The sequence below is a fragment of the Rugamonas sp. DEMB1 genome (assembly GCF_029834475.1).
Taxonomy (GTDB): domain Bacteria; phylum Pseudomonadota; class Gammaproteobacteria; order Burkholderiales; family Burkholderiaceae_D; genus Rugamonas; species Rugamonas rubra.
In genome coordinates this window covers 6,509,972-6,536,438 of sequence record NZ_CP122407.1, presented here as the reverse complement: position 1 = coordinate 6,536,438, position 26,467 = coordinate 6,509,972, and the positions used below count along the sequence as shown (strand labels likewise).

Genomic DNA, 26,467 nt, shown 5'->3' with positions numbered 1-26,467 from the left:
TGTGCTTATCCTTGGTATTCGTCTGGGGTCAGGGTTTTCATCGACAGCGCGTGGATCTCCTCGCGCATGCGGTCGCCCAGCGCGGCGTAGACCAGCTGGTGGCGCTGGATCAGGCGCTTGCCGACGAAGGCCGGCGAGACGATGACGGCCTGGAAGTGCTGGCCGTCGCCCTCGACTTCGAGGTGGGTGCATTCAAGGCCGGCGGCGAGGTAGCTGTGGATCAGTTCTGGGGTGGTGGTCACGATTATTCCTTGGGGCGTAATGAGCAATCTGGGCTCAGGTATCAACGATATAGCGGTTTGGCGCGGCCGGCGCGGCCGCGCGGAGAAATTTTTCCTCGCTCAATGGCGCAGGCGGTAGCCGCTCCTGAGCAAACGGATGGCCAGCAGCGCCAGCAGCACCAAAAAGCCGCCGACGATGGCCAGGCTGAGCAGCGGGTCGACGTCGGACTGGCCGAAGAAGCCGTGGCGGAAGCCGTCGATCATGTAGAAGAAGGGGTTCAGGTGCGACACCGCCAGCCAGAACGGCGGCAGCGAGTGGATCGAGTAGAACACGCCGGAGAGGAAGGTCAGCGGCATGATCAGGAAGTTCTGGAAGGCGGCCAGCTGGTCGAACTTCTCGGCCCAGATGCCGGCGATCAGGCCCATGGTGCCGAGGATGGCGGCGCCGAGCAGGGCGAAGACGAGGATCCACAGCGGCTCGGCGAAGCTCAGGTGGGCGAACCAGGCGGTGACCAGGAACACGCCGAGGCCGACCACCAGGCCGCGCACCATCGCCGCCAGCACGTAGGCGGAGAAGATCTCCCAGTGCGACAGCGGGGTCAGCAGCACGAACACCAGGTTGCCGGTGATCTTGGACTGGATCAGCGAGGACGAGGCGTTGGCGAAGGCGTTCTGCAGCACGCTCATCATCACCAGGCCGGGGATCAGGAAGGCGGTGTAGCTCACGTCGGCATACACCTGCACGCGGCCCTCGAGCACGTGGCCGAAGATCAGCAGGTAGAGCATGGCGGTGAGGATGGGCGCGGCGACGGTCTGGGTGGCGACCTTCCAGAAACGCAACGTTTCCTTGTAGACCAGCGTGCGGAATCCGGTGGAAATCAAGTTCATAGGCTGCCCCCGTCCATGATCTGCAGGAAGATGTCCTCCAGATCGGCTTGTTGCAACTGCATCTCGTCGATCACCACGCCGGCCTGGCGCAGGCCGGCCAGGATGGTCTCGACCTCGGCGTAGTCGTTGATGCGCAGGCTGTATTTGTGCGGCTGGTCGGCCTCGGGCGGGTGGATCAGCAGCGGGCGCAGCGCCTCGGGCAGCGTGCCCTGCTGCATGTGCAGCACCAGCTGCGAGCCGGAGATGCGGCGGATCAGCGCGGCCATGGTGTCGAGCGCCACCACCTTGCCCGACTTGAGCATGGCGACGCGCTTGCACATCGCCTGCGCCTCCTCCAGGTAGTGGGTGGTCAGCACCACCGTGTGGCCTTCGCGGTTGAGCCGCGAGATGAACTTCCACAGGGTCTGGCGCAGCTCGACGTCGACGCCGGCGGTCGGCTCGTCGAGCACGATGACGGGCGGCTTGTGCACCAGCGCCTGGGCCACCAGCACGCGCCGCTTCATGCCGCCCGACAGCGCGCGCATGTTGGTGTCGGCCTTGTTAGTCAGGTCGAGGTTGTGCATCACCTCGTCGATCCAGGCGTCGTTGTTGGCCAGGCCGAAGTAGCCCGACTGCAGGCGCAGCGTTTCGCGCACGGTGAAGAAGGGGTCGAACACCAGTTCCTGCGGCACCACGCCGAGCATTTTGCGGGCGGCGCGGAAGTCGCCGGAGACGTCGTGGCCGTGGATGGTGACCTTGCCGGCGTCGGGCCGGATCAGGCCGGCGACGATGGAGATCAGGGTGGTCTTGCCGGCGCCGTTGGGGCCCAGCAGGCCGAAGAACTCGCCCTCCTCGATCGAGAGGGAGACGCCGCCCAGTGCCTGCAGCGACTTGTAGCGCTTTTCGACATTGCTAATTTGGATCGCTGTCATGCTTGGCTTATCGGTTGGTGCGGCGGCCTTGGACCGCCGCGAAACTGCTCAAAAGGCGGAGGATCGCGGGCGCCGCGGCACTGTTCGGCGGCGGCAACGTTCAATTATAGGGGAAATTTGCTGCGGCAGAGCCGGATGGGTCCGGCTTGCCGCCACGGTTGTAGCGGGGGAGAAACGATCAATGATGGTGGTGCGACTCGGCGGGCGCGTTGCCCAGGCCGAGTTTGGACGGCTCGGGCGCGCCGACGACGGGGGCGAACTCGGCGTGGGCCGGGTTGTCCGCCAGCGGCGCGCCCGGCTCGAGCTGTTCCGTGGTGGGGAACAGCAGCGAGCAGACGCCGTACAGCTTGGTCAGGCTCTGCAGCGCCGGCGGCAGGTGCTTGAGTTCGAGCTCGACGCCGGCGTCCTGCGCCGCCTTGCGCCAGGCCAGCATCACCGACACCGCCACCGAGTCGACCATCAGCACGTGGCGCAGGTCGAACGTGGTCTGGCCGGCGCGGATGGCGGCCAGTCCGCGCTCCAGCGCGGCGGTGGCGTTGGCCACGGTCAGCGAGGAGAGCGATTGCAGGTTGTCGTTGGCGGCGATGATGGACATGGGCGGGTCTGGTGGATGGGCGGGATTACTTGGCGGCGGCTTTGAGCGGCCGGTTGGCCAGCTTCTTGTTCTTCTCCGACAGCGCCTTGATCAGGCCGTCGATGCCGCCCTTGCCGATTTCGGAGGCGAAGGTGCCCTTGTAGGTCTCGACCAGCCAGGCGCCGAGCACGTTGATGTCGTAGATCTTCCAACCGTTGGCCGGCGACTTGGCGACGCGGTAGTTCAGCAGGATCGGTTCGCCGCGGGCGACGTTGACCTGCGAGCGCACCTCGACCTCGGTGTCGGTCGGATCGGCGCGCAGCGGCTTGAACTCCAGCGTTTCGTTCTTGATCTGCGACAGCGCGCCCGAGTAGGTGAAGATCAGCAGGGTGCGGAACTCGGTCGACAGCTGTTGCTTCTGTTCCGGCGTGGCGTCGCGCCAGAAGCGGCCCGAGGCCAGCGCGGTCATGCGCTGGAAGTCGACGTAGGGCAGGATCTTGCTCTCGACCAGTTCCATCACGCGCTTCTGGTCGCCGGCCTGGATCGCCTTGTCGGCCTTGGCCGTCTCGATCACGTCCTGGCTGATGCGTTTGACCAGGGCGTCGGGCGCCTCGTTGGCCGGGGTCGGCGCGGCGCCGGCGTGGTTGGCACCGAAGGCCAGGGCCACGGTTGCCATTGCGATAAGTTTTTTAATCAAAGTCATGGTGGTTCTACCTATGTTGGTTCAGTTCGGATCACAGGCTGGCGTTGGTCGCAGCCGGGGGTTCCGAGTTTAACTCTTTTGGTGCCGTCGCGGATGACACGGGCGCCGAAGTTTCCATGCCGTCGGGCCCGGCGTCGAGCTCGGCCTGCTTGGGCTGGCGCTTGCGCGGGTTGCTCTCGCCGTCGAAGATCTTGCTCTCGCGGCGCTGCAGGAAGCCGTCGCGGATGAATTCGTAGCGGTCCAGCGCGGCGTCCTCCAGCAGGGTGGAGGCGTCGAGCAGGTTGGAACGCTGGTCGACCACGCGGGTGGCGGTGCCGATGTTGCGGATGTAGATGGGTTCCTTGTAGCGCCAGACGTCGCCGGTGATGTCGAGCGGCAGGGCGCTGGTGTCGCGCACCGTGGACGGGCCCAGCAGCGGCAGCATCAGGTAGGGGCCGGACGGCACGCCCCAGCGGCCCAGGGTCTGGCCGAAGTCCTCGTTGTGCTTCTGCAGGCCGGCCTCGGAGGCGATGTCGAGCAGGCCGAGCAGGCCGAAGGTCGAGTTCAAGGTGACGCGGGTGACGTCGGACATGCCGGCCTCGCCCTTGCCCTGCAGCAGGTTGTTGACGGCGCTCCAGACATCCGACAGGTTGCCGAAGAAGTTGTTGACGCCGGTTTGCACAAAGGTCGGCAGCACCGCCTTGTAGGCGGTGGCGGCCGGCTTGAGGGCGACCTGGTCGACCGTGTCGTTGAACTGGAACATGGCGCGGTTGAAGCCCTCGTAGGGGTCGCGCGGGTTGGGGCCGGCGCAGGCGCTCAGCAGGACGGCGACGCCGGCGGCCATGGCGGCGCGGCGCAACATTGGGACATACTTGGCGTAGTGGCTCATTTGCTATCCTTACCTTCAGCAGCCTTGCTGTAGATGAACTGGTTGATCAAGTCTTCCAGCACGGTGGCCGACTGGGTGCGGGCGATCTTGTCGCCCTCGGCCAGATTGTTGGTGTCGCCGCCGGCCTCGAGGCCGACGTATTGCTCGCCGAGCAGGCCGGCGGTGAGGATCTTGGCGGAGCTGTCCTTGGGGAAATTGTATCCCTCTTGCAGGTTCAAGGTGACCAGGGCCTGGTAGTGCTTGTCGTCGAACTCGATCTTGCCGACCCGGCCCACCACCACGCCCGAGCCCTTGACCGGGGCGCGCGGACGCAGGCCGCCGATATTGTCGAACTTGGCGGTGACGCTGTAGGTCTTGGCGAAGGACATCGAGCTCATATTGCCGGCCTTCAAGGCCAGGAACATCAGCGCGGCGACACCCAAGACCACGAACAAACCGACCCAGACATCCAAAGATTTACGTTGCATAGTACATATCCTAGTTTATTTTCTCTTGCCGCGGCACACGTCGCGTTGTGCGGTGTGGACCAAATAGATTCTTTTCAGACTTATTTGCCGAACATCAAGGCTGTCAACATGAAGTCCAGCCACCAGATCATCAGCGAGGAGATCACCACCGTGCGGGTGGTGGCGCGGGCCACGTCCTCCGGTGTCGGCTGCGACTCGTAGCCCTGGTAGAGGGCGATGAAGGTGATGGCGATGCCGAACACCACGCTCTTGATGAAGCCGTTGAAGATGTCGTCCCACAGGTCGACGCCGCCCTGCATCTGCGACCAGAAGGTGCCGTCGTCGACGCCGATCAGTTGCACGCCGACCAGGTAGCCGCCGAACACGCCGACCGCGCTGAACACCGAGGCCAGCACCGGCACGGCGATCACGCCGGCCCAGAAGCGGGGCGCCAGCACGCGCTGGATCGGGTTGACGGCCATCATTTCCATCGCCGACAGCTGCTCGCCCGACTTCATCAGGCCGATTTCGGCGGTCAGCGAGGTGCCGGCGCGGCCGGCGAACAGCAGCGCGGTGATGACCGGCCCCAGTTCGCGCGTCAGGCCGAGGGCCACCAGCTGGCCGAGCGCCTGCTCGGAGCCGTACTTGGCCAGCGTGTAGTAGCCCTGCAGGCCGAGCACCATGCCGACGAACAGGCCGGACAGGCCGATGATCAGCAGCGAATAGTTGCCGATGAAGTGGAGCTGTTCGACGATCAGGCGCGGCCGCTTGAGCAGGCCGGGCGAGACGCCGAGCAGGGTGAAGAAGGAACGGGTGCCGTAGCCGATGCTCTCGACGTAGTCGCGCACGGTGGCGCCCAGGCGGGCCAGGAAGGATTCGATCATGCGTGCGCCTCCAGGCCCAGGTCGTCGGCCAGCGACTTGCCGGGATAGTGGAAGGGCACGGGGCCGTCGGCCTCGGCGTGGACGAATTGTTTGACGTAGGGGTCGGTCGAGACCCACATCTCGGCCGGCGTGCCGTGCGCGACGATCTTGCCCTGCGACAGGAAATACACGTGGTCGGCGATGGCGAAGCACTCCTTGACGTCGTGCGAGACCAGGATGGTGGTCGAGCCGAGCGCGGTGTTGAGGTTGCGGATCAGGTTGGCGGTGACGCCCATCGAGATCGGGTCGAGGCCGGCGAAGGGCTCGTCGTACATGATCAGCTCGGGGTCGAGGGCGATCGAGCGGGCCAGCGCGACGCGGCGCGCCATGCCGCCGGAGATCTCGGCCGGCTTCAGCTTGGCGGCGTTGCGCAGGCCGACGGCGTGCAATTTCATCAACACCAGGTTGCGGATCAACTCTTCCGGCAGGTCGGTGTGCTCGCGCAGCGGGAAGGCGACGTTCTCGAACACGGTCAGGTCGGTGAACAGGGCGCCGTGCTGGAACAGCATGCCCATTTTGCGGCGCAGCAGATACAGCGCGTCGGTGCCCAGCTTGTGGACCACCTGGCCGTGCACCTTGACCTGGCCCTTCTTCGGCCGCAGCTGGCCGCCGATCAGGCGCAGCACCGTGGTCTTGCCGCTGCCGGAACCGCCCATGACGGCGACGACCTTGCCGCGCGGGAAATCCATCTGGAGGCCCGTCAGAATGGGGCGCTTGCCATAGGAGAAGTGCAAATCACGGATTTCGACAAGATTGGGCACGAACGAACTCATTTTTTTGAATGCCGTATTGTAGTGCAGAAAAGCAAATCTCTGCTGGCGCCCCCGCTTTCGGGGGAGGGAAGTGAGGGATTTTACAACACTAATGAACCAAAAGTCAGCAATTTACATATGATAAATAATGTAATTTGCTGCAACGCAGCATACCACGTCCGCCGACTACCAGGAGACCTCATGGATTGGTAGGGGCGCCCGCCTTACCCCGCCAGCGCAGAGGTCTGACCCCGCATGGGGTCAGACCCCGGTTGCCGCGTCCCGGGTTGGGGGTAAAAAAAACCGGCAGCCGGCGGGCGCTAGACCCCTCGGCTCCCGGCTGGGAATAGTGGCGGCCGGCGCGGCCGGCCGGCCCGGCGAACTAGCGCGGCAGCTCGGACGAGCCCATCAGGAACTCGTCGACCGCGCGGGCGCACTGGCGCCCCTCGCGGATGGCCCACACCACCAGCGACTGGCCACGGCGCATGTCGCCGGCGGCGAACACCTTGGCCGCCGAGGTTTTATAGCAACCTTCGCCGTCGGTGCTCGCCTTGGCGTTGCCGCGCGCATCCTTGTCGACGCCGAAGGCGTCCAGCACCTGTTGCACCGGCGACACGAAGCCCATGGCCAGCAGCACCAGGTCGGCCTTCATCTCGAATTCCGAGTTCGGCATCTCGCTCATCTTGCCGTCCTTCCATTCGACGCGGCAGGCGATCAGCTTCTCGACCTTGCCGTTCTTGCCTTCCAGGCGCTTGGTGGCGACCGCCCAGTCGCGCTCGCAGCCTTCCTCGTGCGAGGAGGAGGTGCGCAGCTTGGTCGGCCAGTAGGGCCAGACCAGCGGCTTGTTTTCCTGTTCCGGCGGCATCGGCATCAGTTCGAACTGGGTCACCGAGGCGGCGCCGTGGCGGTTCGAGGTGCCGACGCAGTCGGAGCCGGTGTCGCCGCCGCCGATGACGACGACGTGCTTGCCGGTCGCCTTGAGCTGGTCCTTGACCTTGTCGCCGGCGTTGACCTTGTTCTGCAGCGGCAGGAAGTCCATGGCGAAGTGCACGCCCTTCAGTTCGCGGCCGGGCACCGGCAGGTCGCGCGGCTGCTCGGCGCCGCCGGCGATGATGACGGCGTCGAACTCCTTCTCCAGTTCCGTCGGGGAAGATGGTTTCCTTGGCCCAGTTGTTGACGGTGGCGGGGAAGTCCTTGCCGACCAGCACGCTGGTGCGGAACACCACACCCTCGGCCTCCATCTGCTTGACGCGGCGGTCGATGTGCGACTTCTCCATCTTGAAGTCGGGGATGCCGTAGCGCAACAGGCCGCCGACCCGGTCGCTCTTCTCGAACACGGTGACGGCGTGGCCGACGCGCGCCAGCTGCTGGGCGGCGGCCAGGCCGGCCGGGCCGGAGCCGACCACGGCGACTTTTTTACCGCTCAGCTTGGCGGCCGGCTGCGGCACCACCCAGCCGTGCGCCCAGCCCTCGTCGATGATCTTGTGCTCGATCGACTTGATGCCGACCGGGTCGTTGTTGATGCCCAGGGTGCAGGCCGACTCGCAGGGCGCCGGGCAGATGCGGCCGGTGAACTCGGGGAAGTTGTTGGTCGAGTGCAAGGTCTCGAGCGCCTCGCGGTAGTTGCCGCGATACACCAGGTCGTTCCAGTCGGGGATGATGTTGTTGACCGGGCAGCCGGTGTTGCAGAAGGGGATGCCGCAGTCCATGCAGCGCGCGCCCTGCACCTTGGCCTGCTCGTTGCTCAGCGTGATGACGAACTCCGAATAGTTCTTGAGCCGCGCGGCGGCCGGCAGATAGGCCTCTTCCTGGCGCTTGAATTCCATGAAACCGGTGATTTTACCCACGATAAATCCTCTGTATATGTTCTAAGGGGACGGGCCGCCGGCCCGTCCGCTATCTGCGTATGTTCTACGGGAACGGGCCGCCGGCCCGTCCACTATCCGCTTATGTTCTAAGGGGACGGGCCGCCGGCCCGTCCGCTGTCCAATTAGGCGGCGATCGGCTGCACCACGGCGGCCTCGTTGGCCAGGTCCGTCGGCCATTTCGGCCAGCGCGCGCTTGTACTCGCTCGGGAAGACCTTGACGAACTTGCTGCGGCCCTCGGCCCAGTTGTCGAGAAGGAAACGGGCGCGGGTGCTGCCGGTGTGCTTGAAGTGGCGCTCGATCAGGCGCTTGAGGATCACCTCGTCGGCCTCCGGCTCGCCGTCGCGGTGCTGGCTGTGCCAGGTGGCGCGGTCGACGTGCTGCTCGGCCGCCGTCAGCACGCTCTCCAGGCTGACCATCGCGGTGTTGCAGCGCAGGGCGAAGTCGGCGTCCGGATCGTAGACGTAGGCGATGCCGCCCGACATGCCGGCGGCGAAGTTGCGGCCGGTGGCGCCGAGCACCACGACGGTGCCGCCGGTCATGTATTCGCAGCCGTGGTCGCCCACGCCCTCGACCACGGTGGTGGCGCCGGAGTTGCGCACGGCGAAGCGTTCGCCCGCCACGCCGTTGAAGAAGGCCTCGCCGGCGATGGCGCCGTACAGCACGGTGTTGCCGACGATGATGTTGTCCACCGCCCAGCCGCGGAACTCGGTGTTCGGCCGCACGATGATGCGGCCGCCCGACAGGCCCTTGCCGACGTAGTCGTTGCCCTCGCCGACCAGGTCGAGCGTGATGCCGTGCGCCAGGAAGGCGGCGGCGGACTGGCCGGCCGTGCCCTGCAGCTGGATGTGGATGGTGTCGTCGGGCAGGCCGGCGTGGCCGTAGCGCTGCGCCACCTCGCCGGACAGCATGGTGCCGACGGTGCGGTTGACGTTGCGCACCGGCGAGATGAAGGAGACCCGCTCGCCCTTCTCCAGCGCCGCCTTGGCCTGGGCGATCAGCTTGTGGTCGAGGGCTTTTTCCAGACAGTGGTCCTGGAACTCGCTGTGGTAGATGGTCTGGCCGTTCTGCACTTCCGGCTGGTGGAAGATGGCGGAGAAGTCCAGGCCACGGGCCTTCCAGTGCTCGACCGCCTTCGACTTGTCGAGCAGGTCGACCCGGCCGATCAGCTCGTCATACGTGCGGATGCCCAGTTGCGCCATCAGCTGGCGGGCCTCTTCGGCGACGAAGAAGAAGTAGTTGACGACGTATTCCGGCTTGCCGGAGAACTTGGCGCGCAGCACCGGGTCCTGGGTGGCGACGCCTACCGGGCAGGTGTTCAAGTGGCATTTGCGCATCATGATGCAACCCTCGACCACCAGCGGCGCGGTGGCGAAGCCGATCTCGTCGGCGCCCAGCATGGCGGCGATGACGACGTCGCGGCCGGTGCGCATCTGGCCGTCGGCCTGGACGCGGATGCGGCTGCGCAGGCCGTTCAGCACCAGCGTCTGCTGGGTTTCGGCCAGGCCCAGCTCCCACGGCGTGCCGGCGTGCTTGACCGAGGACAGCGGCGAGGCGCCGGTGCCGCCGTCGTGGCCGGCGACGACCACGTGGTCGGCCTTGGCCTTGGTGACGCCGGCGGCGACGGTGCCGATGCCCACTTCCGACACCAGCTTGACCGAGATCGAGGCGCGCGGGTTGGCGTTCTTCAGGTCGTGGATCAGCTGGGCCAGATCTTCGATGGAATAAATATCATGGTGCGGCGGCGGCGAGATCAGGCCGACACCCGGCACCGAGAAGCGCAGGGTGGCGATGTATTCGGACACCTTGTGGCCCGGCAGCTGGCCGCCCTCGCCCGGCTTGGCGCCCTGCGCCATCTTGATCTGGATCTGGTCGGCCGAGTTCAGGTAGGCGGCGGTGACGCCGAAACGGCCCGAGGCCACCTGCTTGATGCGCGAGCGCAGCGAGTCGCCGGCCTGCAGCGGGATGTCGACGACGATCTGTTCCTTGCCGACGATGGAGGCCATGGTCTCGCCCTGTTTGATCTTGATGCCCTTCAACTCCATGGTGTAGCGGGCCGGGTCTTCGCCGCCCTCGCCGGTGTTGGACTTGCCGCCGATGCGGTTCATCGCCACCGCCAGCGTGGCGTGCGCCTCGGTGCTGATCGAGCCGAGCGACATGGCGCCGGTGGCGAAGCGCTTGACGATTTCCTTGGCCGATTCGACCTCGTCGAGCGGGATGGCCTTGGTCGGGTCGAGCTTGAACTCGAACAGGCCGCGCAAGGTCAGGTGGCGACGGCTCTGGTCGTTGATCAGCTGGGCGTACTCCTTGTAGCTGGAGAAGTTGTTGCTGCGGGTCGAGTGTTGCAGCTTGGCGATGGCGTCCGGCGTCCACAAGTGGTCCTCGCCGCGCACGCGGAAGGCGTATTCGCCGCCGGCGTCGAGGTTGTTGGCCAGCAGGGGATCGTCGCCGAAGGCCAGGTGGTGCAGGCGCAGCGCCTCCTCGGCCACCTCGAACACGCCGATGCCCTCGACGTTCGAGGCGGTGCCCTTGAAGTACTTGTCGACCAGCGACTTGTTCAGGCCGATGGCTTCGAAGATCTGCGCGCCGCAGTAGGACATATAGGTCGAAATGCCCATCTTCGACATGACCTTCATCAGGCCCTTGCCGACCGCCTTGGTGTAGTTGTAGATCGCCGTCTCGCCGGACAGCTCGCCGGGCAGGCCGGCGGCCAGTTCGATCAGGGTCTCCATCGCCAGGTAGGGATGGACCGCCTCGGCGCCGTAGCCGGCCAGCAGGGCGAAGTGGTGGGTCTCGCGGGCCGAGCCGGTCTCGACGACCAGGCCGGTCGAGGCGCGCAGGCCCTTGCTGACCAGGTGCTGGTGGATGGTCGAGGTGGCCAGCAGCGCCGGGATGGCGACGCGGTCGCTGCAGATCGAGCGGTCCGAGACGATCAGGATGTTGTGGCCGGACTTGACGGCGTCGACCGCCTCGGCGCACAGCGAGGCCAGGCAGGCCTCCACGCCTTCCTTGCCCCAGGCGATCGGATAGCAGATGTTCAGCTCATATGACTTGAACTTGCCGCCGGTATGCAGGCTGATGCCGCGCAGGCGGGCCATGTCGTCGAAGCCGAGGATCGGCTGGGAAACCTCCAAACGCATCGGCGGATTGACGTTGTTGGTGTCGAGCAGGTTGGGTTTCGGTCCGATGAAGGACACCAGCGACATCACCATCGCCTCGCGGATCGGGTCGATCGGCGGGTTGGTCACTTGCGCAAACAATTGTTTGAAGTAGTTATACAAAGGTTTGAGCTTGTTCGACATCACGGCCAGCGGCGAGTCGTTGCCCATCGAGCCGGTGGCTTCCTCGCCGGCGACGGCCATCGGCGCCATCAGGAACTTCAAGTCTTCCTGGGTGTAGCCGAAGGCTTGCTGGCGGTCCAGCACGGAGGCGACGGCCTTCTCGCCCGGCGCGGTGGTGTACTTGACGCGGTTGTGCGCCAGCTGGCTTTCGCTCAGCTTGATCTCGTTCAGCTTGATGCGCACGGCGTTGATCCAGGCCTTGTAGGGCTTGGCGTTGGCGTAGGTGTCCTTGAGCTCTTTATCGTCGATGATGCGGCCCGCTTCCAGGTCGATCAGGAACATCTTGCCCGGCTGCAAACGCCATTTCTGGATGATCTTCGATTCCGGGATCGGCAGCACGCCCGATTCCGAGGCCATCACCACCAGGTCGTCGTCGGTGACGATGTAGCGGGCCGGACGCAGGCCGTTGCGGTCCAAGGTGCCGCCGATGTAGCGGCCGTCGGTGAAGGCCATGGCGGCCGGGCCATCCCACGGTTCCATCATGGCGGCGTGATATTCGTAGAAGGCGCGGCGATTGTCGTCCATCGTGCCGTGGTTTTCCCAGGCTTCCGGGATCATCATCATCATCGCCTGGGCGATCGGGTAGCCGGCCATCAACAGCAGTTCGAGCGCGTTGTCGAAGCAGGCGGTGTCCGACTGGCCTTCGTAGATCAGCGGGAACAGCTTTTGCAGCTCTCGCCCAGCACGGCCGACTTCATCACGCCTTCACGGGCGCGCATCCAGTTGAAGTTGCCCTTGACGGTGTTGATCTCGCCGTTGTGGGCGATCAGGCGGTAGGGGTGGGCCAGCGGCCATTCCGGGAAGGTGTTGGTGGAGAAGCGTTGGTGCACCAGCGCCAGCGCCGAGATGCAACGGGCGTCCTGCAGGTCTTTATAGTAGACGCCGACCTGGTCGGCCAGCAGCAGGCCCTTGTAAACAATGGTGCGCGCCGACATCGACGGCACGAAGAATTCCTTGCCATGCAGCAGTTTGAGCGCCTGGATGGCGTGGCCCGACGATTTGCGGATCACATACAGTTTGCGCTCGAGCGCGTCGGTGACCATGATGTCCGGGCCGCGACCGATGAAGATCTGGCGGATCACCGGCTCTTTGGCGCGCACGGTGGGCGACATCGGCATGTCGCAGTCGACCGGCACGTTGCGCCAGCCCAGCACGACCTGGCCTTCGATGCGCACGGCGCGCTCGATTTCCTGTTCGCAGGCGATGCGCGAAGCGTTTTCTTTTGGCAGGAAGACCATGCCCACGCCGTACTCGCCCGGTGGCGGCAGCTCGACGCCCTGTTTGGCCATCTCGTCGCGGTAGTACTGGTCGGGAATCTGGATCAGGATGCCGGCACCGTCGCCCATCAGCGCGTCCGCGCCAACGGCACCCCGGTGGTCGAGGTTCTTCAGGATCAGCAGACCCTGCTCGACGATGGAATGGCTCTTGTTGCCCTTGATGTGGGCGACGAAACCGACGCCGCAGGCGTCATGTTCATTGGACGGATCGTACAGACCTTGGGCTTTCATGGGCATTCTCCACTGCATATTGGAATATCGAAAGGCTAGAGTAGTGCAATGCAGCAGAAAGTTCAACAATAACAATTAGGGTCGGAGTCGAATTAATTTTTCACGAGTCGCTAGAAAAATTTAATAGGGACGGAGTGGTAGGAATTTCAAAAAAACCGTGGCGCCTGGCGGCTGGCCACGGTTTTTGGCGGGTTGATTAGTCGCTTGGCGCGGCCCGCCGCCCTATTCCTGCGGCGCCGCCTGCTTGAACGGCCGGCCCCGCTTGGCCGGCAGCACCTGGCGTTTGACGCGCAGTTGCAACTCGGTCTTGAACTTCTCCGAGCCCAGCGGCCAGCCCTTCAGCACGGCCTTGCCGATCTCCTCCACCTCGGCCGCCGTCAACGGATACTCGGTCAGGGCCAGATAGGCCGCTTCGCGCTGGAACGGCGTGTTGCCCAAGGCCCAGTAGTTGGCGTGGTCGGTGATCAGGCCGTCGACGCGGATGCCGGCGTGGTGCTGGTAGCTGGACCAGGGATACTCGGCCGCGCTGGCCACCAGGCCGGCGCGCACCGGGTTGAACTCGATGAAGCGGGCGCAGGGCATGAAGTATTGCTCGGCGTCGATCAACGAGGTTTTGTAGCGGCCATGCCACAGCGTGCCGCTGCGGCCGTATTTCTGGTTGAAGTAGGGCACGTAGTAGCGGCCGATCCACTGCATCATCTGGCCCAGGCCGTCCTCGTCGGACGGCGTGACCAGCAAATGCAGGTGGTCGGGCATCAGCACATAGGCGTGCAGCGCCACCTTGTAGGTCTTGGCGGCGCTGCGCAGCCAGCCCAGGAAGGCTTGATAGTCCTCGGCGTCGTGGAAAATCACCTGGTCGTTGTTGCCACGCTGGATGACGTGGTGCGGCTGGGACGGAATAATCAAGCGGGGAAGACGGGCCATGGGAACGCGGGGAGTGGAGTGAATACCGCGATTCTACCGCGCCAATACCACTCCGTCCCCGATTAATTCACCACGGCGAAAAAATCGTCCGACTCTGTCCCCGATTAGCAACTTGGCGCTCCGCCCAATCCACCGACACCTCCATCTCGACCGCGACCATACGGTCTGCCTCCATCACCGATCCTCCGATATCTCCACCCGGCAATAGCTTTGCGCAAACGCAAAGCTTGCGCCTGACCACTCGTTACAGTGCAATTCTGCCATCCCGTTTCCTAGTGATAAGGAACAGCCGCCATGAAGCCGCAGCCGGGCGCCACCGAACTCCTTGCCGCATTCAATGACGACCCGCAGGGCCAGCGCCATTTGCGACCGGACTTCTCCCTCCGACGACGGCCCGCAAAACATCAAGCTGGCCCATTCGCGGGTCGCCGACAAGGCCATGTCGCGCGACTTCGCCTTCATGGCGCAAATGTTGTCAAACGAGAGGTCGTCGTATGAGTGACAAACTGAAGCTAGCTGATGGCCACGGAGATGCCGAGATCGAGAAGATTTCTGAGGCAAAGGGGATGGACGAGCTGAATCGGCGGGTCCGGGAGCTGGAGCAGAACGTCACTCGACTGAGAGCGCTACAGCTGGAACGAGAGCGAGAGCGGGCGGCCCGCGAAGCGGCGGCGCCGAAAGCCGCCGGCGGCAATAAAACCGGCGCGCGAAAGCACGCCGGGTTCAAGGCCATCAGCACCGCGCCATCCATCAACAAGACGCCAATTGGCCCGTCCATGGTGCCGCTTCCCTATCCGACGGTGCAGGACCTGTCGAACAGTGCAAGCCCAGCCCGCTCGGTGAGGTTCAACGGCGCACCCGCGTATCTGCTCGACGGCACCACGCAGCCAAAGTGTACGGGGGACGAGCCGGGCACCGGCAAAGGCATCAGGTCTGGCACGGTCAGCGGGGAGGTCAAACCCGTCAAGGGCAGCAGCACCGTTCGAATCGAGGGCAAGCAGGTCGTCCGGGAGGGCGACGCATGCACCATGAACGGCGGAAACAATCCGGGTATTTATGTCACGACCACAGCGCCAAGTTCGGCATCGCCGAAGGATGCGATAAAGACGTCGAACCCTCTGATCACTCTGACGACGCCCGAAGAGAAGTCAGCGTTTGGCAAGTGGTTGGCACAAGCCGAAAACGACATTCGGCAGGCGGCCAAGCACCCTATCGAGGGTGTGAAAGGCGCAGCGAAGGGAATAGTCAACATGGTGCCCGGAACGATGGAGTTGCTGCTGAAGGCTGCTGCCGAACAGCGAGCTACCGAACTGGACGATTCGACGATGACTCTCACCATGTTCGGACAGACCGGCGCTGCGACGACACTGTCGGAGGCGGCCAGTGGAACACGGAAGAACGCAGACAGCATCAACCTGCCGAACCTCGCGATGAGCAACCAGGCGCAAGAAGGAGGTGATACGATTTCGACGATAGTTCAGCTGTTCGCCGGCGGCGTCGGGATACTGAAGGGCGGCGCAAAGTGGGTGGGTGGATTGGGCAAGGCAGGAAAGGCGGCGAGGACGGCGGAAGTCGCGTCAGACGTTGGAAAGATAGACAAGGCCGCTGGTGCGGCAGCTGGACCGGCGGGAGACGGCGTAAAGATTGCTGGGGCAACTAGCTCCCGGCCTATCTCCTTCACTAATCTTGTTCCAGGTGAGTCGTTCAGTATTGATCCGGTTCCTTATCTCAGTCTCGAGCAGGCATTGCGCACGCCAGGAAAGATCCTCTATGTCGTGAAGGAAGACGGTTCGCTGATTATCGCACGCACGAACAGCGACAATTTATTCGGCCACTTTGACTTAGCAAATGGGAAAAATATTCTGGCTGGGGGCGAGGGAAGAATATATTCTGGGCAAGTAAAATCCCTGGATAACGCTTCCGGTCACTATTTGCCGGAAGGGAAGTCGGCGCGAGATGCCGCTGTAAATGCGTTTAGAGAGGCTGGATTCAAGGTGCCGGAGGCTGCATACGTTGAGAAGGTATATGATTTCAAACTTGGGAAGTGGGTGCCGAAAAATGAATGAAATTATTGACCGTGAGTTTGATGCGATTTCACAAAGTCTAATTGATGCTTGTGCCGATCCGACGTTCGGAGAGGATCGACTTGAGCCGCTGTATATTCAGTTCCTGGAGCTCCTCGCGAGGAATGAAGAGCATCGGCCGCAGCTTGTCGAACGTATCCTTGGCGTGATGAAGAGATATCGCACAGCGCGTGAAGTGAAAGGCCGGTTATTGCCGGGTACAGCGATTGCATATGCTATGCATGAGTTGCGGTGGCCCGAGATATTTGCTTTTGCTGAGACGGAAAATCGCGAATTTTACGCCCCGCGAATGGAAACGTCGATGTCGAATCTGATGGATGCGTATTCGGATGAATGGGAAGATCGCATTTTTTACGAGCGTTTCCAGTAGCGCTCGCAAAGATCGATGCGATGACCGTGAGTGCATTAAAGAACGAGTTGCTTGCCGCAGAAAATATTTTGAACACTGAGTATTCGTTCGAAAAAGCTGAACCGAACTACATACGATGTCTTGACATCATAAAGAGTGCGCCGGAAATGCGGCCCCAATTTGCTAAGTTGTTGACATCACTTTTCGACGCAAATGAAGTGAGTGACGAACCTCTGGCATTTCTCATGCATGTACTGCGCTGGCCTGAAGTGCGTGAATGGGCTGAAGACAATATGCGCCGGATGGCAAATCCGATTGCAACAGGCCGTCCGCTTGAAAAGGTAATTGAGGCATTCAGTGACGACTGGGAGAATCAAGAATTCTACGAACTGTTCGCTAGGAAATAGACCGCTCCAATGCATGCGTTCATATCTCGGCAGGAATCGTGGGAAATGACTGCAACGTTAGTCCCCAAAGATGGCCGTTTCTAGCGGCTAGCTACTTGCAGCGCAGCCCCCGCGTCCACACGGAGAGTCTGCGCTGTTTCATTTTCGCCAGCGTCAGAACTCCTCCCACTCCGGCGCCTTGGCGGCGGCGCTCCTGGCCGTTTGGCTGACCGCCAGCGCCTTGCCGGCCGGCTTGCGCGCCGCTTGCGGCCGCGCCACGGCCATCCGCACAGGCGGCGCGGCGAGGGCCGGCGCGCTCGGCCGCGTCGTCCGGTTGCCGCTCAGCTGGAATACGCTGACCACCTCGGCCAGCGCGAAGCTTTGCTCCTGCAGCTGGGCGGCGGCGGCCGCCGCCTCCTCGACCAGGGCGGCGTTTTGCTGGGTCACCTGGTCCATCTGGGCGATGGCGTGGTTGACCTGCTCGATGCCGACGGTCTGCTCGCTGCTGGCGGTGGTGATCTCGCCGATGATGTCGGTCACGTGGCGCACGTGGACGACGATCTCCTTCATCGTCGTGCCGGCCTGCTCGACCAGGCGGGCGCCCAGCTCGACCTTGTCGACCGAGTCGCCGATCAGGGTCTTGATCTCCTTGGCGGCGGCGGCGCTGCGCTGGGCCAGATTGCGCACCTCGGTGGCGACCACGGCGAAGCCCCGGCCCTGCTCGCCGGCGCGGGCCGCCTCGACGGCTGCGTTCAAGGCCAGGATGTTCGTCTGGAAGGCGATGCCGTCGATGACGGTGATGATGTCGACGATCTTGTGCGCCGACTCGTTGATCATGCCCATCGTGTCGACCACCTGGCTGACCACGGCGCCGCCCTTGAGCGCCACCTCGGAGGCGGTCAGCGCCAGCGTGTGGGCCTGGCGCGAGTTGTCGCCGTTCTGTTTGACGGTGGCGGTCAGCTGCTCCATCGACGAGGCGGTCTGCTGCAGCGAGCTGGCCTGCTGCTCGGTGCGCGAGGACAGGTCGAGGTTGCCGCTGGCGATCTGGCTCGACGCGGTGGCGATGGTGTCGGTGCCGCCGCGCACCTGGCCGACGATGCTGACCAGGCTGGCGTTCATCTCCTTCAAGGCTTGCAGCAGCATGCCGGCCTCGTCGCGGCTGCGCACGTCGATGTTGCTACTGAGGTCGCCGGCGGCGACGGTCTGGGCGATCTTCACCGCCTTGTGCAGCGGCGCGGTGATCGAGTGGGTGATGACGTAGGCGAACCAGGAGCCGAGCAGCAGGGCGCCGCCGGCCAGCGCCAGCAGGAAGGTCTGGCCCTGGTGGTATTGCTCCTGCACCTGGGCGGCCAGGGCGCGGCCGACGCCGGCCTCGTATTGGCCGATCTTTTCGACGTTGGCCAGATAGGCGATGAACTGCGGTTCGAGCTTGTCGTCGACCAGCTTGCGCGTGCCGTCGATGTCGCCGCCCTTCTTCAGCTTGAACACCTGGTCGCGCGTGGCGGCGTACTGCTTGCGCACGCCGGTGACGGCCTCCAGCAGGGTCTTCTCCTGCTCGCTGACCAGCATCGGTTCGAGCTGCTTCTGGATCTCGTTGACGCGGGCGCGGGTGGCGGCCGCCTTGTCGCTCTCGGCCTTCGATTCGGCCTGCTCGGCGTTCTTGGCGTAGGCCAGCACGCGCACGCCGCTGACGCTGATGAGGTTGTGCCATTCGGCGGTCAGGCGCTCCTTCAGCATGGCGCTGCCGACCATCTCCTCGCTCAGTTGGCCGACCGCCTGCAGGCGCCAGATGCCGGCCGCCGCCATCGCCACCATCAGCAACATGACCAGGCCGAAACCGCCACCCAAACGCATACCGATCTTCAAATCTGCAAATTTCATACGAGCTCTCCCTGAGACTGACGAGCGCCGCGATGTCAAATGTAGACACTTAATTGGCGCTTGGAAAGTTCATACTACGTCACGGATTGCATGGGGAAACTCTCACATTCCCACCACCGAAAAATTCATTTCGGCAGAGCGAAATGCAAGCTTGGCAGAAGCATCAAGCAAGCTTATCGAAAGGTTTACGAGAGGTTGAAGCTGGCAGAGAGGGAGTAGCCTTCGCCGTAGGCGCTGCGCAACGGCAGTCCTGGCCGAGGCCGGTGCGGGCTTTTTTGCGTAAACGATACACCAGCATGTCGACGCGGCGGCCGGCGTCCGGATCGTCGCCGCCGATGCCGGCCACGATGACCTGGCGCGGCACGGGCCGGGTGTTAATGGTCAGCAAGTGGAGGAAGTTGCATTCCTTTTCCGTCAGCGTGATCGCCATGCCCTGCAGCTCGAGCTGGCGGGCGCTGACCTTCAGCGTCCACTTGCTGGGCAGCGGCACCGGGTCCTGCGGGCCGACGCGGCGGTCGAGCGCCTCGATGTGGGCGGCCAGCTCGGGGAACTTGATCGGCTTGGTCAGGTAGTGGTCGGCGCCCAGGCGCAGGCCGAGGATGCGGTTGTCGAAGGCGACCCGGCCGGTCAGCACCAGCAGGCCGATCTGCGGATACAGCTGGCGCATGCGGGGGATGACGTTGAAGCCGTCCTCGTCGGGCAAACCCAGGTCCAGCACCACCACGCCGACGTTACCCTGGCTCAACGCGGACCACATGTCGCTGGCGTTGTTGGTGATGTGCACTTCGTGTTCCAGCTCAGTCAAGAACTCGGCCATTTCTTCGGCGTAGTCCAGATTGTCTTCCACGATGAGTATTTGCGTCATTGATGCGCCATTCGTTTTGATTATTGAGCAAGCGTGCTCAGTTCCGCCCTCTGGCTTTGTCAGTTTGCGTCTGGGAATTATCACTGCTGCAATCATCCGGCGCAAGGCTTTTCCCGGCAACGGCAGCTATCGGCAGCCAAATCCGAAATTCAGTGCCGCTTTCAGAAACATTTCTTGCGCTGAGGCTACCGCCGTGGACCTCCACCACGGCGCGCGCCATGTACAGGCCCAGGCCGGAACCCGGTATGGCTGCTGCGTTGCTTCCACGGAAGGACTTGTCGAAGACGCGCGCCAGTTCGTCGGCGGGCAGGCCGGCGCCGTGGTCGCGCACCAGGAACTCGACGCCGCCCTCCGTTGCTTTTTTGCCTAGCAGTTCGATGGCGCTGCCGTCCGGCGTGTACTTGATGGCGTTGTCGAGCAGGATGTCGAGGCACAGGCGCATGCCGTTCGGGTCGCAGCGCAGCCGCGCCGGCAGCTCGACGCTGCGCGCCGTCAGCTGCAGGCGGCGCTTGCGGCCGGCCGCCGCGACGGCCTCGAGCAGCTCGGCCGGGGCGATCTCGTCGGCCTGGCGCTGGCGGCCGATGCTGGCCATGCGCTCGGGCGACAGGTAGTCGTCGAGCATGGCCAGCAGGCGGTCGACCGCCTCGCCGATCTTGCGGTAGCGCTTGCGGGTGGCCTCGTCGTGGTGGCTGCCGGTCATCTCCAGGCGCTGGATGGCGCCGTCGATGGTGGCCAGCGGCGTGCGGAACTCGTGCGACAGCATCGAGGCGAATTTCTTTTGCTGGACGAGCTGCTCGCGGCGCGGGCCGATGTCGCGCAGCACGCCGAGCAGGGATTGCGGCCGGCCTTCGGCGCCGTCGAGCACGGTGGACTCGATCTCGACCGCCAGCACCACGCCGTCGGCGCGCGCCAGCTCGGCCTCGCGCAGCAGGCGGCGCCGGCTCTGGTCGCCGGCGGCCAGGCGCGCCAGGCGGGCCGGCAGTCCGGCCAGCAGCTGGCCGGCGAGTTGTTGCATGTGGGGGTTGTCGTGTTCATGGCCGGGCGCGGCGGCGAAGCCGAACAGGCGGCGGGCGGCGGGACTGAGATAGCCCAGGCGCGGGCCGGCCGGCCCGGCCAGGTCGACCATCCAGCTGACCTCGCTGGTGTGCGCCAACAGCAGGCGCAGCCGCTCCACCTCCTGGCGGGCGCTGCTCAGCTCGGCGGCGAGCTGGGGATCGGTGGGCGTTGTCGATTCGAACATTTTGAATATCGGAAACTATCCGGTCCCCAGTATAGACGGGCTATTCGGCCAGCGGGGCAAAGATCTGCTGCAGGTTCGTCTTGCGTCAAGGCCATCTTGTGCGATTCGCCCTCGGCCAGGATGGATTGCGCCAGGTCGGCCTTCTTTTGTTGCAGGATCTGGATCTTTTCCTCCAGCGTGCCCTTGGCGATCAGCTTGTAGACGAACACCGGCTTGTCCTGGCCGATGCGCCAGGCGCGGTCGGTGGCCTGGTTCTCCGCCGCCGGGTTCCACCACGGGTCGTAGTGGATCACCGTGTCGGCCGCCGTCAGGTTCAGGCCGACGCCGCCGGCCTTCAGGCTGATCAGGAAGATCGGCACGGCGCCCTGCTGGAAGGCGGCCACTTGGGCGCTGCGGTCCTTGGTGTCGCCGGTCAACAGGGCGTAGGGGATGTCGCGCTCCTCGAGCTCCTGCTCGATCAGCTCGAGCATGCTGGTGAACTGCGAGAACACCAGGATCTTGCGGTTCTCGTCGAGCAGGTCCTCGACCATCTGCATCAGGTCGATCAGCTTGGCCGAGCCGGCGGTCTGCTTCTTGGCCGGCAGCGACTTGACCAGGCGCGGGTCGCAGCACACCTGGCGCAGCTTGAGCAGCGCCTCGAGGATGACGATCTGGCTGCGCGCCACGCCCTTGCGGTCGATCTCTTCGCGCACCTTCTGGTCCATCGCCAGGCGCACCGTCTCGTACAGGTCGCGCTGGGCGCCGGTCAGCTCGACCTTGCGCACCATTTCCGTCTTGGGCGGCAGCTCCTTGGCGACGCTGTCCTTGGTGCGGCGCAGCAGGAAGGGCTTGATGCGGCGGTTCAACAGGGCGCGCCGCAGCGGGTCGTCCTGCCGCTCGATCGGGTGGCGGAACTGGCTGTTGAAGCCCTTCTCGTCGCCCAGCAGGCCGGGCAGCAGGAAGTGGAACTGCGACCACAGCTCGCCCAGGTGGTTCTCCAGCGGCGTGCCGGACAGGCACAGGCGGTGCCGCGCGCGCAGCAGGCCGGCGCTCTGCGCCGCCTTCGAGCGGGTGTTCTTGATGTAGTGCGACTCGTCGAGGATGACCAGGTGGAAGTCGTGTTCGCGCAGCTTCTCCTCGTCGCGCGGCAGCAGGGCGTAGGTGGTCAGCACCAGGTCGGCCTGGGCGATCTGGTCGAACTGGGCCAGCCGGTCCTTGCCTTGCAGCAGCAGCACGCGCAGGCCGGGGGCGAAGCGGGCCGCCTCGTCCTGCCAGTTGCCCATCAGGCTGGTCGGCGCGATGACCAGCGCCGGCGCCGTCAGCCGGCCCGCCTCCTTCTCCACCAGGATGTGGGCCAGGGTTTGCACCGTCTTGCCCAGGCCCATGTCGTCGGCCAGGATGCCGGCCAGGTTGTATTCGCGCAGGAACTGCATCCAGGCCAGGCCGTCGGACTGGTAGTCGCGCAGCGTGGCGCGCAGGCTGGCCGGGGTGGCCACCTTCTTCACCGCGCCGAACTGGTTGAGGCGGCGGCCCATCGCCAGCAGCTCGTCGGCGCCGCTCCAGCGCAGCTCGAGCTGGCGCGCCAGCTCGTCGAGGCGGGCGGCGTCCAGCGTGGCCATGCGCAGGGTGGTTTTGATCTTGTCGCTGAAATACAACTCGCCCAGGGTCGCCAGGATGGGCCGCACGCGCGCCCACGGCAGGGCGACGCGGCTGCCGTCGGCCAGGGTGGCCAGCATCTGGTCCTCGTCGCCGTGCGCCGCCAGCACCTTGGGGTTGAAGTCGTTGGGGGCGTTGCGGATCATTTGCACCAGCACCGGCAGCAGCGCCACACGCTCCTGGTTGACCACGATGCCCAGCTCCAGCTCGAACCAGGCGTTGCCGCCGTCGGCCTCGTCGGCCTCGACGTTGGCGTACCAGTCGTCGACCTGGCCGAGGTCGTAGCGGTACTTGGCCGCCTTCTCGACGCGCCAGCCCTGCGCCGCCAAGGTGGCGATGGCGTCGGCGGCGAAGCGTATCCACTCGGCCTGGCTGGGCAGCAACTGGGCGCCCTTGACGCTGCTCAACGGCAACTGCGCCGGCTTCTTGAAGCCCAGCGCCTGCAGGGTCTCCAGCGCCACCGCCTCGGCGGCGGCGTTGCGCTCGATGATCTCGGTCACCTCGCCGCGCTGGCGCACCACGCGCTGCGCCGGGTCGAAGGAGACGCGCTCGCCGTCGTAGTCGTAGGACAACACGGCGTAGTCGTGCCAGCGCTGCACGCTGCCGTCGGCCAGCATGGCGGCGTCGAGCACCAGCACCGGGCGCGGCGCGACGTCCTGGCGCACCCGCTGCGGCAGCGGCTGCGGCAGCGGCATCAGTTGTTGCAGGCCGTGCGCCAGCAACAGTTGCGACACGCGCACCTTGTCGTTGGCGGTCAGCAGCGGCGCCTGCGCCACCAGCGCCTGCAGCTCGGCCAGCGGGATGGCGGCGCCGCCCTGGTTCAGGTTCAGCACGCCGCAGGACAGGTTGTCGATGTACCACGGCGGGTCGGTCGGCAGCATGTAGTCGATCTGGTCGGCGCCGTGGTGGCGCGCGCCCTCGGGCGCGGCGACCTGCCAGCCCAGGCGCAGGCCCTTGCCCTCCTCGCGCCACACCAGGTTGGCCTGGCGCAACACCCCGCCCTTCAGCGGATACACCAGGCCGTTGCCGACGTCGGCCCACGAGTTTGCCCACAGCAACTTGTCCTGCTCGGCCAGCATCTGCAGCAGGGCCGCGCCGATCTTGCCGCGCGGCTCGGTGGCGCTGCCGGTCTGCGAGGCGGCGCCGCTGCGCATGGCGACGAAGAAGCGCACCAGGTTCCTCGTCGCCGGGCAGCAGGAAGCTGGGCGGCGCCGACAGCAGCGAGAACACCTCGCTGACCGGGCTGGCGGCGGCGACGTCGCCGTTGGCGCGCAGGCGCGCCTTGTACAGGCACAGGGCGACGTGGCGGCCGCCGCTGGTGGGCGCCATCACGTAGATCAGGCGGTACTGGGTCTGCGCCTGGGCCTGGGCCTGGCCGGCGGCCGGCTTGGCGTCGGGCTCGACGGCGGCGGGCAGCTTGGGTTTCGGATGGGCGGCCGCGTCCACCCGCTGCAGCCAGGTGGCGACCGCATAGGACAACTGGGTCGCCGGCACGCTGGCCGGGGCGGAAACGGCGGGGGCTTCAGGGGCGTCGTCGCGGGTAAAATCCATAGGGCGCATTGTTGTTCAAATCTGCTTCAAAAACGGCAACAGGCAATATTATCCGCCATAGACGGCTCCGTGTTTGCGTAATATTCAATGTCGGTGCTGCGCACAGTCCTTTTGGACTGTCAAGACTGGCACATTCGCGGCGATTGCGTATGATTCCGAGCTTGACCGCTTAGGATAGCCACCCATGTTGCCTTCAATCGAACAACGTCTTGCCCTCGAACTCGCCGCCAAACCGGTGCAGGTCGCCGCCGCCATCGCCCTGCTCGACGAGGGCGCCACCGTGCCCTTCATCGCGCGCTACCGCAAGGAGGCCACCGGCGGCCTGGACGACATCCAGCTGCGCCTGCTCGAGGAGCGCCTGCGCTACCTGCGCGAGCTGGAGGAGCGGCGCGCCAGCATCGTCGCCTCGATCACCGAGCAGAACAAGATGACGCCGGCCTTGTTAGATGCCGTCATGCACGCCGAAGACAAGACCCGGCTGGAGGATTTGTACCTCCCATACAAACAAAAACGCCGCACCAAGGCGCAGATCGCCATCGAGGCGGGCCTGGCGCCGCTGGCCGACGCCCTGCTGGCCAACCCGGAACTGACTCCCGATATGGAAGCCAACAAATTCCTGCGCGAGGCCTTCACCACCGCCGAGGGCAACAATGCCGGCGTCGCCGACACCAAGGCGGCGCTCGACGGCGCCCGCCAGATCCTGATGGAGCGCTTCGCCGAGGACGCCACCCTGCTGCAGGCGCTGCGCGAATACGTGCTCGACCACGGCGTGGTCGAATCCAAGGTGGTCGAGGGCAAGCAGGACGAGGGCGAGAAGTTCGCCGACTACTTCGACTACTCCGAAACGATAGGCACGGTGCCCTCGCACCGCGCGCTGGCCCTGCTGCGCGGCCGCCGCGAGGGCATCCTCGACGTCGTGCTGCGGCTCGACACCGAGGCCGAGAAGCCGAAGTGGGACGCGCCGCACAACCCCTGCGAGGGCCGCATCGCCGCCCGCTTCGGCATCAAGAACCAGGGCCGCGCCGCCGACAAGTGGCTGGCCGACACGGCGCGCTGGACCTGGCGCGTGAAGAGCTTCATGCACCTGGAAACGGAACTGATGGGCGCGCTGCGCGAGCGCTCCGAACTGGACGCCATCAACGTCTTCGCCACCAACCTGAAGGCGCTGCTGCTGGCCGCGCCGGCCGGCCAGCGCGCCACCATGGGCCTGGACCCGGGCCTGCGCACCGGCGTCAAGGTGGCCGTGGTCGACGCCACCGGCAAGGTGGTCGACACCGCCGTCATCTACCCGCACCAGCCGAAGAACGACTGGGACGGCTCGCTGCACACCCTGGGCAAGCTGGCCGCCAAGCACAACGTGTCCTTGATTTCGATCGGCAACGGCACCGCCTCGCGCGAGACCGACAAGCTGGCGCAGGGCCTGATCAAGCAACACCCCGAGCAGAAGATGACCAAGATCGTCGTCTCCGAGGCCGGCGCCTCGGTCTACTCGGCCTCCGAATTCGCCTCGCGCGAGCTGCCCGACATGGACGTGTCGCTGCGCGGCGCCGTCTCGATCGCGCGCCGCCTGCAGGACCCGCTGGCCGAGCTGGTCAAGATCGACCCGAAATCGATCGGCGTCGGCCAGTACCAGCATGATGTGTCGCAAAGCCAGCTGGCGCGCTCGCTCGACGCCGTCGTCGAGGATTGCGTCAACGCCGTCGGCGTCGACGTCAACACCGCCTCGGCGCCGCTGCTGGCGCGGGTGTCCGGCCTGTCGGCCACGGTGGCGCAGGCTATTGTCACCTTCCGCGACCTGAAGGGCGCCTTCACCTCGCGCGCCGGCCTGAAGGCCGTGCCGCGCCTGGGCGACAAGACCTTCGAGCAGGCCGCCGGCTTCCTGCGCGTGATCGGCGGCGACAACCCGCTCGACGCCTCGGCGGTGCACCCGGAATCGTATCCGCTGGTCGAAAAGATCCTCGGCGACATCAAGAAAGACATCAAGGCGGTGATCGGCGAGACGGCCCTGATCAAGAGCCTGAACCCGGCCAAGTACGCCGACGAGAAGTTCGGCGTGCCGACCATCAGCGACATTTTGAAGGAGCTGGAGAAGCCGGGCCGCGATCCGCGCCCCGAGTTCACCACCGCCACCTTCAAGGAGGGGGTCGAGGAGATCCGCGACCTGCGCCCGGACATGATCCTCGAGGGCGTGGTGACCAACGTGGCCGCCTTCGGCGCCTTCGTCGACATCGGCGTGCACCAGGACGGTCTGGTGCACATCTCGGCGCTGTCGAACACCTTCGTCAAGGACCCGCACAGCGTGGTCAAGGCCGGCCAGGTGGTGCGCGTCAAGGTGCTGGAGGTGGACGAGAAGCGCAAGCGCATCGCCCTGACCATGCGCCTGACCGACAGCGCGCCGCAGGCCGGCGCCAAGCCGGAGCAGCGCGGCGACCGCAACGACCGCAAGAGCATGGGCGTGCAGCAGAAGCAGCAGGCGCGCCAGGAGCCGGCCGGCGGCAGCATGGCGGCCGCCTTCGCCAAGCTGCGCGGCTAGCCTTTATGGGCCGTGGCG

Annotated in this window: 17 protein-coding genes and 4 pseudogenes; 5 read left to right on the top strand and 16 right to left on the bottom strand. The window is 65.1% G+C overall.

The genetic code is table 11. The features are described 5' to 3' along the window. Nucleotides 1–5: 5 nt before the first annotated feature. The 12 genes and pseudogenes from QC826_RS30155 to QC826_RS30100 form a co-directional block, all read right to left on the bottom strand. Nucleotides 6–242: a BolA family protein gene (locus QC826_RS30155; RefSeq protein WP_279763701.1), complete on the bottom strand. Its 237-nt coding sequence runs from the start codon at nucleotides 240–242 to the stop codon at nucleotides 6–8. A 99-nt stretch (nucleotides 243–341) separates the two neighbouring features. Then, complete coding sequence (locus tag QC826_RS30150) at nucleotides 342–1,109, bottom strand: ABC transporter permease (protein WP_279763700.1); 768 nt, start codon at nucleotides 1,107–1,109, stop codon at nucleotides 342–344. Beyond that, nucleotides 1,106–2,020, bottom strand: a complete 915-nt coding sequence (locus tag QC826_RS30145; protein WP_279763699.1) for an ABC transporter ATP-binding protein — start codon at nucleotides 2,018–2,020, stop codon at nucleotides 1,106–1,108. Before QC826_RS30145 ends, QC826_RS30150 begins: the two co-directional genes overlap by 4 nt. A 178-nt stretch (nucleotides 2,021–2,198) precedes the next feature. Next, a complete protein-coding gene (locus QC826_RS30140; RefSeq protein WP_279763698.1) occupies nucleotides 2,199–2,615 on the bottom strand; it encodes a lipid asymmetry maintenance protein MlaB in 417 nt (138 codons plus the stop codon). A 25-nt stretch (nucleotides 2,616–2,640) separates the two neighbouring features. Continuing rightward, nucleotides 2,641–3,297: a phospholipid-binding protein MlaC gene (locus QC826_RS30135; RefSeq protein WP_279763697.1), complete on the bottom strand. Its 657-nt coding sequence runs from the start codon at nucleotides 3,295–3,297 to the stop codon at nucleotides 2,641–2,643. A gap of 31 nt (nucleotides 3,298–3,328) precedes the next feature. Then, nucleotides 3,329–4,165, bottom strand: coding sequence for a VacJ family lipoprotein (locus QC826_RS30130; RefSeq protein WP_279763695.1), 837 nt, complete (start codon nucleotides 4,163–4,165; stop codon nucleotides 3,329–3,331). After that, complete coding sequence (mlaD, locus tag QC826_RS30125; protein ID WP_279763694.1) at nucleotides 4,162–4,632, bottom strand: outer membrane lipid asymmetry maintenance protein MlaD; 471 nt, start codon at nucleotides 4,630–4,632, stop codon at nucleotides 4,162–4,164. The genes QC826_RS30130 and mlaD overlap by 4 nt, the downstream gene beginning before the upstream one ends. An 80-nt stretch (nucleotides 4,633–4,712) precedes the next feature. After that, nucleotides 4,713–5,495, bottom strand: coding sequence for a lipid asymmetry maintenance ABC transporter permease subunit MlaE (mlaE, locus tag QC826_RS30120; protein ID WP_093389272.1), 783 nt, complete (start codon nucleotides 5,493–5,495; stop codon nucleotides 4,713–4,715). Continuing rightward, complete coding sequence (locus QC826_RS30115) at nucleotides 5,492–6,295, bottom strand: ABC transporter ATP-binding protein (RefSeq protein WP_093389322.1); 804 nt, start codon at nucleotides 6,293–6,295, stop codon at nucleotides 5,492–5,494. Before QC826_RS30115 ends, mlaE begins: the two co-directional genes overlap by 4 nt. Before the next feature lie 373 nt (nucleotides 6,296–6,668). Continuing rightward, a pseudogene (locus tag QC826_RS30110) lies at nucleotides 6,669–8,133 on the bottom strand (glutamate synthase subunit beta). A 195-nt stretch (nucleotides 8,134–8,328) separates the two neighbouring features. After that, a pseudogene (locus QC826_RS30105) lies at nucleotides 8,329–13,001 on the bottom strand (glutamate synthase-related protein); the annotation flags it as partial. 222 nt (nucleotides 13,002–13,223) lie between these two features. Then, nucleotides 13,224–13,925 (bottom strand): REP-associated tyrosine transposase, encoded by a 702-nt coding sequence (locus tag QC826_RS30100; RefSeq protein ID WP_279763692.1) that lies wholly within the window; start codon nucleotides 13,923–13,925, stop codon nucleotides 13,224–13,226. 337 nt (nucleotides 13,926–14,262) lie between these two features. Here QC826_RS30100 and QC826_RS30095 point away from each other — a divergent pair, with 337 nt between their 5' ends. From QC826_RS30095 to QC826_RS30080, 4 genes are read left to right on the top strand one after another with little or no spacing between them, the layout of a single operon-like run. Next, complete coding sequence (locus QC826_RS30095; protein WP_279763691.1) at nucleotides 14,263–14,427, top strand: hypothetical protein; 165 nt, start codon at nucleotides 14,263–14,265, stop codon at nucleotides 14,425–14,427. After that, nucleotides 14,420–15,991: a DUF4150 domain-containing protein gene (locus tag QC826_RS30090; protein WP_279763689.1), complete on the top strand. Its 1,572-nt coding sequence runs from the start codon at nucleotides 14,420–14,422 to the stop codon at nucleotides 15,989–15,991. The genes QC826_RS30095 and QC826_RS30090 overlap by 8 nt, the downstream gene beginning before the upstream one ends. Continuing rightward, the gene (locus tag QC826_RS30085) at nucleotides 15,984–16,379 is read left to right on the top strand and encodes a hypothetical protein (protein ID WP_279763688.1); all 396 of its coding nucleotides are present in this window, start codon (nucleotides 15,984–15,986) and stop codon (nucleotides 16,377–16,379) included. Before QC826_RS30090 ends, QC826_RS30085 begins: the two co-directional genes overlap by 8 nt. A gap of 20 nt (nucleotides 16,380–16,399) precedes the next feature. Further along, the gene (locus QC826_RS30080; protein ID WP_279763687.1) at nucleotides 16,400–16,765 is read left to right on the top strand and encodes a hypothetical protein; all 366 of its coding nucleotides are present in this window, start codon (nucleotides 16,400–16,402) and stop codon (nucleotides 16,763–16,765) included. A 153-nt stretch (nucleotides 16,766–16,918) separates the two neighbouring features. Here QC826_RS30080 and QC826_RS30075 read toward each other — a convergent pair whose 3' ends face one another. The 4 genes and pseudogenes from QC826_RS30075 to QC826_RS30060 form a co-directional block, all read right to left on the bottom strand. Then, a complete protein-coding gene (locus tag QC826_RS30075; RefSeq protein WP_279763686.1) occupies nucleotides 16,919–18,625 on the bottom strand; it encodes a methyl-accepting chemotaxis protein in 1,707 nt (568 codons plus the stop codon). 185 nt (nucleotides 18,626–18,810) lie between these two features. Then, nucleotides 18,811–19,490: pseudogene (locus tag QC826_RS30070) on the bottom strand (response regulator transcription factor). 37 nt (nucleotides 19,491–19,527) lie between these two features. Beyond that, complete coding sequence (locus QC826_RS30065; RefSeq protein WP_279763684.1) at nucleotides 19,528–20,730, bottom strand: sensor histidine kinase; 1,203 nt, start codon at nucleotides 20,728–20,730, stop codon at nucleotides 19,528–19,530. A gap of 40 nt (nucleotides 20,731–20,770) precedes the next feature. After that, nucleotides 20,771–23,916, bottom strand: a pseudogene (locus QC826_RS30060) (DEAD/DEAH box helicase). A 184-nt stretch (nucleotides 23,917–24,100) separates the two neighbouring features. On the opposite strand from QC826_RS30060, the gene QC826_RS30055 reads away from it, so the two are divergent. After that, nucleotides 24,101–26,449: a Tex family protein gene (locus tag QC826_RS30055; protein ID WP_279763682.1), complete on the top strand. Its 2,349-nt coding sequence runs from the start codon at nucleotides 24,101–24,103 to the stop codon at nucleotides 26,447–26,449. The last annotated feature ends 18 nt before the right edge of the window (nucleotides 26,450–26,467 follow it).

What these genes read in the sequence shown, in the direction of transcription:
- QC826_RS30150 (WP_279763700.1), bottom strand. Translation starts at nt 1,109, where the DNA reads ATGAACTTGATTTCCACCGGATTCCGCACGCTGGTCTACAAGGAAACG.
- QC826_RS30145 (WP_279763699.1), bottom strand. Translation starts at nt 2,020, where the DNA reads ATGACAGCGATCCAAATTAGCAATGTCGAAAAGCGCTACAAGTCGCTG.
- QC826_RS30140 (WP_279763698.1), bottom strand. Translation starts at nt 2,615, where the DNA reads ATGTCCATCATCGCCGCCAACGACAACCTGCAATCGCTCTCCTCGCTG.
- QC826_RS30135 (WP_279763697.1), bottom strand. Translation starts at nt 3,297, where the DNA reads ATGACTTTGATTAAAAAACTTATCGCAATGGCAACCGTGGCCCTGGCC.
- QC826_RS30130 (WP_279763695.1), bottom strand. Translation starts at nt 4,165, where the DNA reads ATGAGCCACTACGCCAAGTATGTCCCAATGTTGCGCCGCGCCGCCATG.
- mlaD (WP_279763694.1), bottom strand. Translation starts at nt 4,632, where the DNA reads ATGCAACGTAAATCTTTGGATGTCTGGGTCGGTTTGTTCGTGGTCTTG.
- mlaE (WP_093389272.1), bottom strand. Translation starts at nt 5,495, where the DNA reads ATGATCGAATCCTTCCTGGCCCGCCTGGGCGCCACCGTGCGCGACTAC.
- QC826_RS30100 (WP_279763692.1), bottom strand. Translation starts at nt 13,925, where the DNA reads ATGGCCCGTCTTCCCCGCTTGATTATTCCGTCCCAGCCGCACCACGTC.
- QC826_RS30095 (WP_279763691.1), top strand. Translation starts at nt 14,263, where the DNA reads ATGACGACCCGCAGGGCCAGCGCCATTTGCGACCGGACTTCTCCCTCC.
- QC826_RS30090 (WP_279763689.1), top strand. Translation starts at nt 14,420, where the DNA reads ATGAGTGACAAACTGAAGCTAGCTGATGGCCACGGAGATGCCGAGATC.
- QC826_RS30085 (WP_279763688.1), top strand. Translation starts at nt 15,984, where the DNA reads ATGAATGAAATTATTGACCGTGAGTTTGATGCGATTTCACAAAGTCTA.
- QC826_RS30080 (WP_279763687.1), top strand. Translation starts at nt 16,400, where the DNA reads ATGACCGTGAGTGCATTAAAGAACGAGTTGCTTGCCGCAGAAAATATT.
- QC826_RS30075 (WP_279763686.1), bottom strand. Translation starts at nt 18,625, where the DNA reads ATGAAATTTGCAGATTTGAAGATCGGTATGCGTTTGGGTGGCGGTTTC.
- QC826_RS30065 (WP_279763684.1), bottom strand. Translation starts at nt 20,730, where the DNA reads ATGTTCGAATCGACAACGCCCACCGATCCCCAGCTCGCCGCCGAGCTG.
- QC826_RS30055 (WP_279763682.1), top strand. Translation starts at nt 24,101, where the DNA reads ATGTTGCCTTCAATCGAACAACGTCTTGCCCTCGAACTCGCCGCCAAA.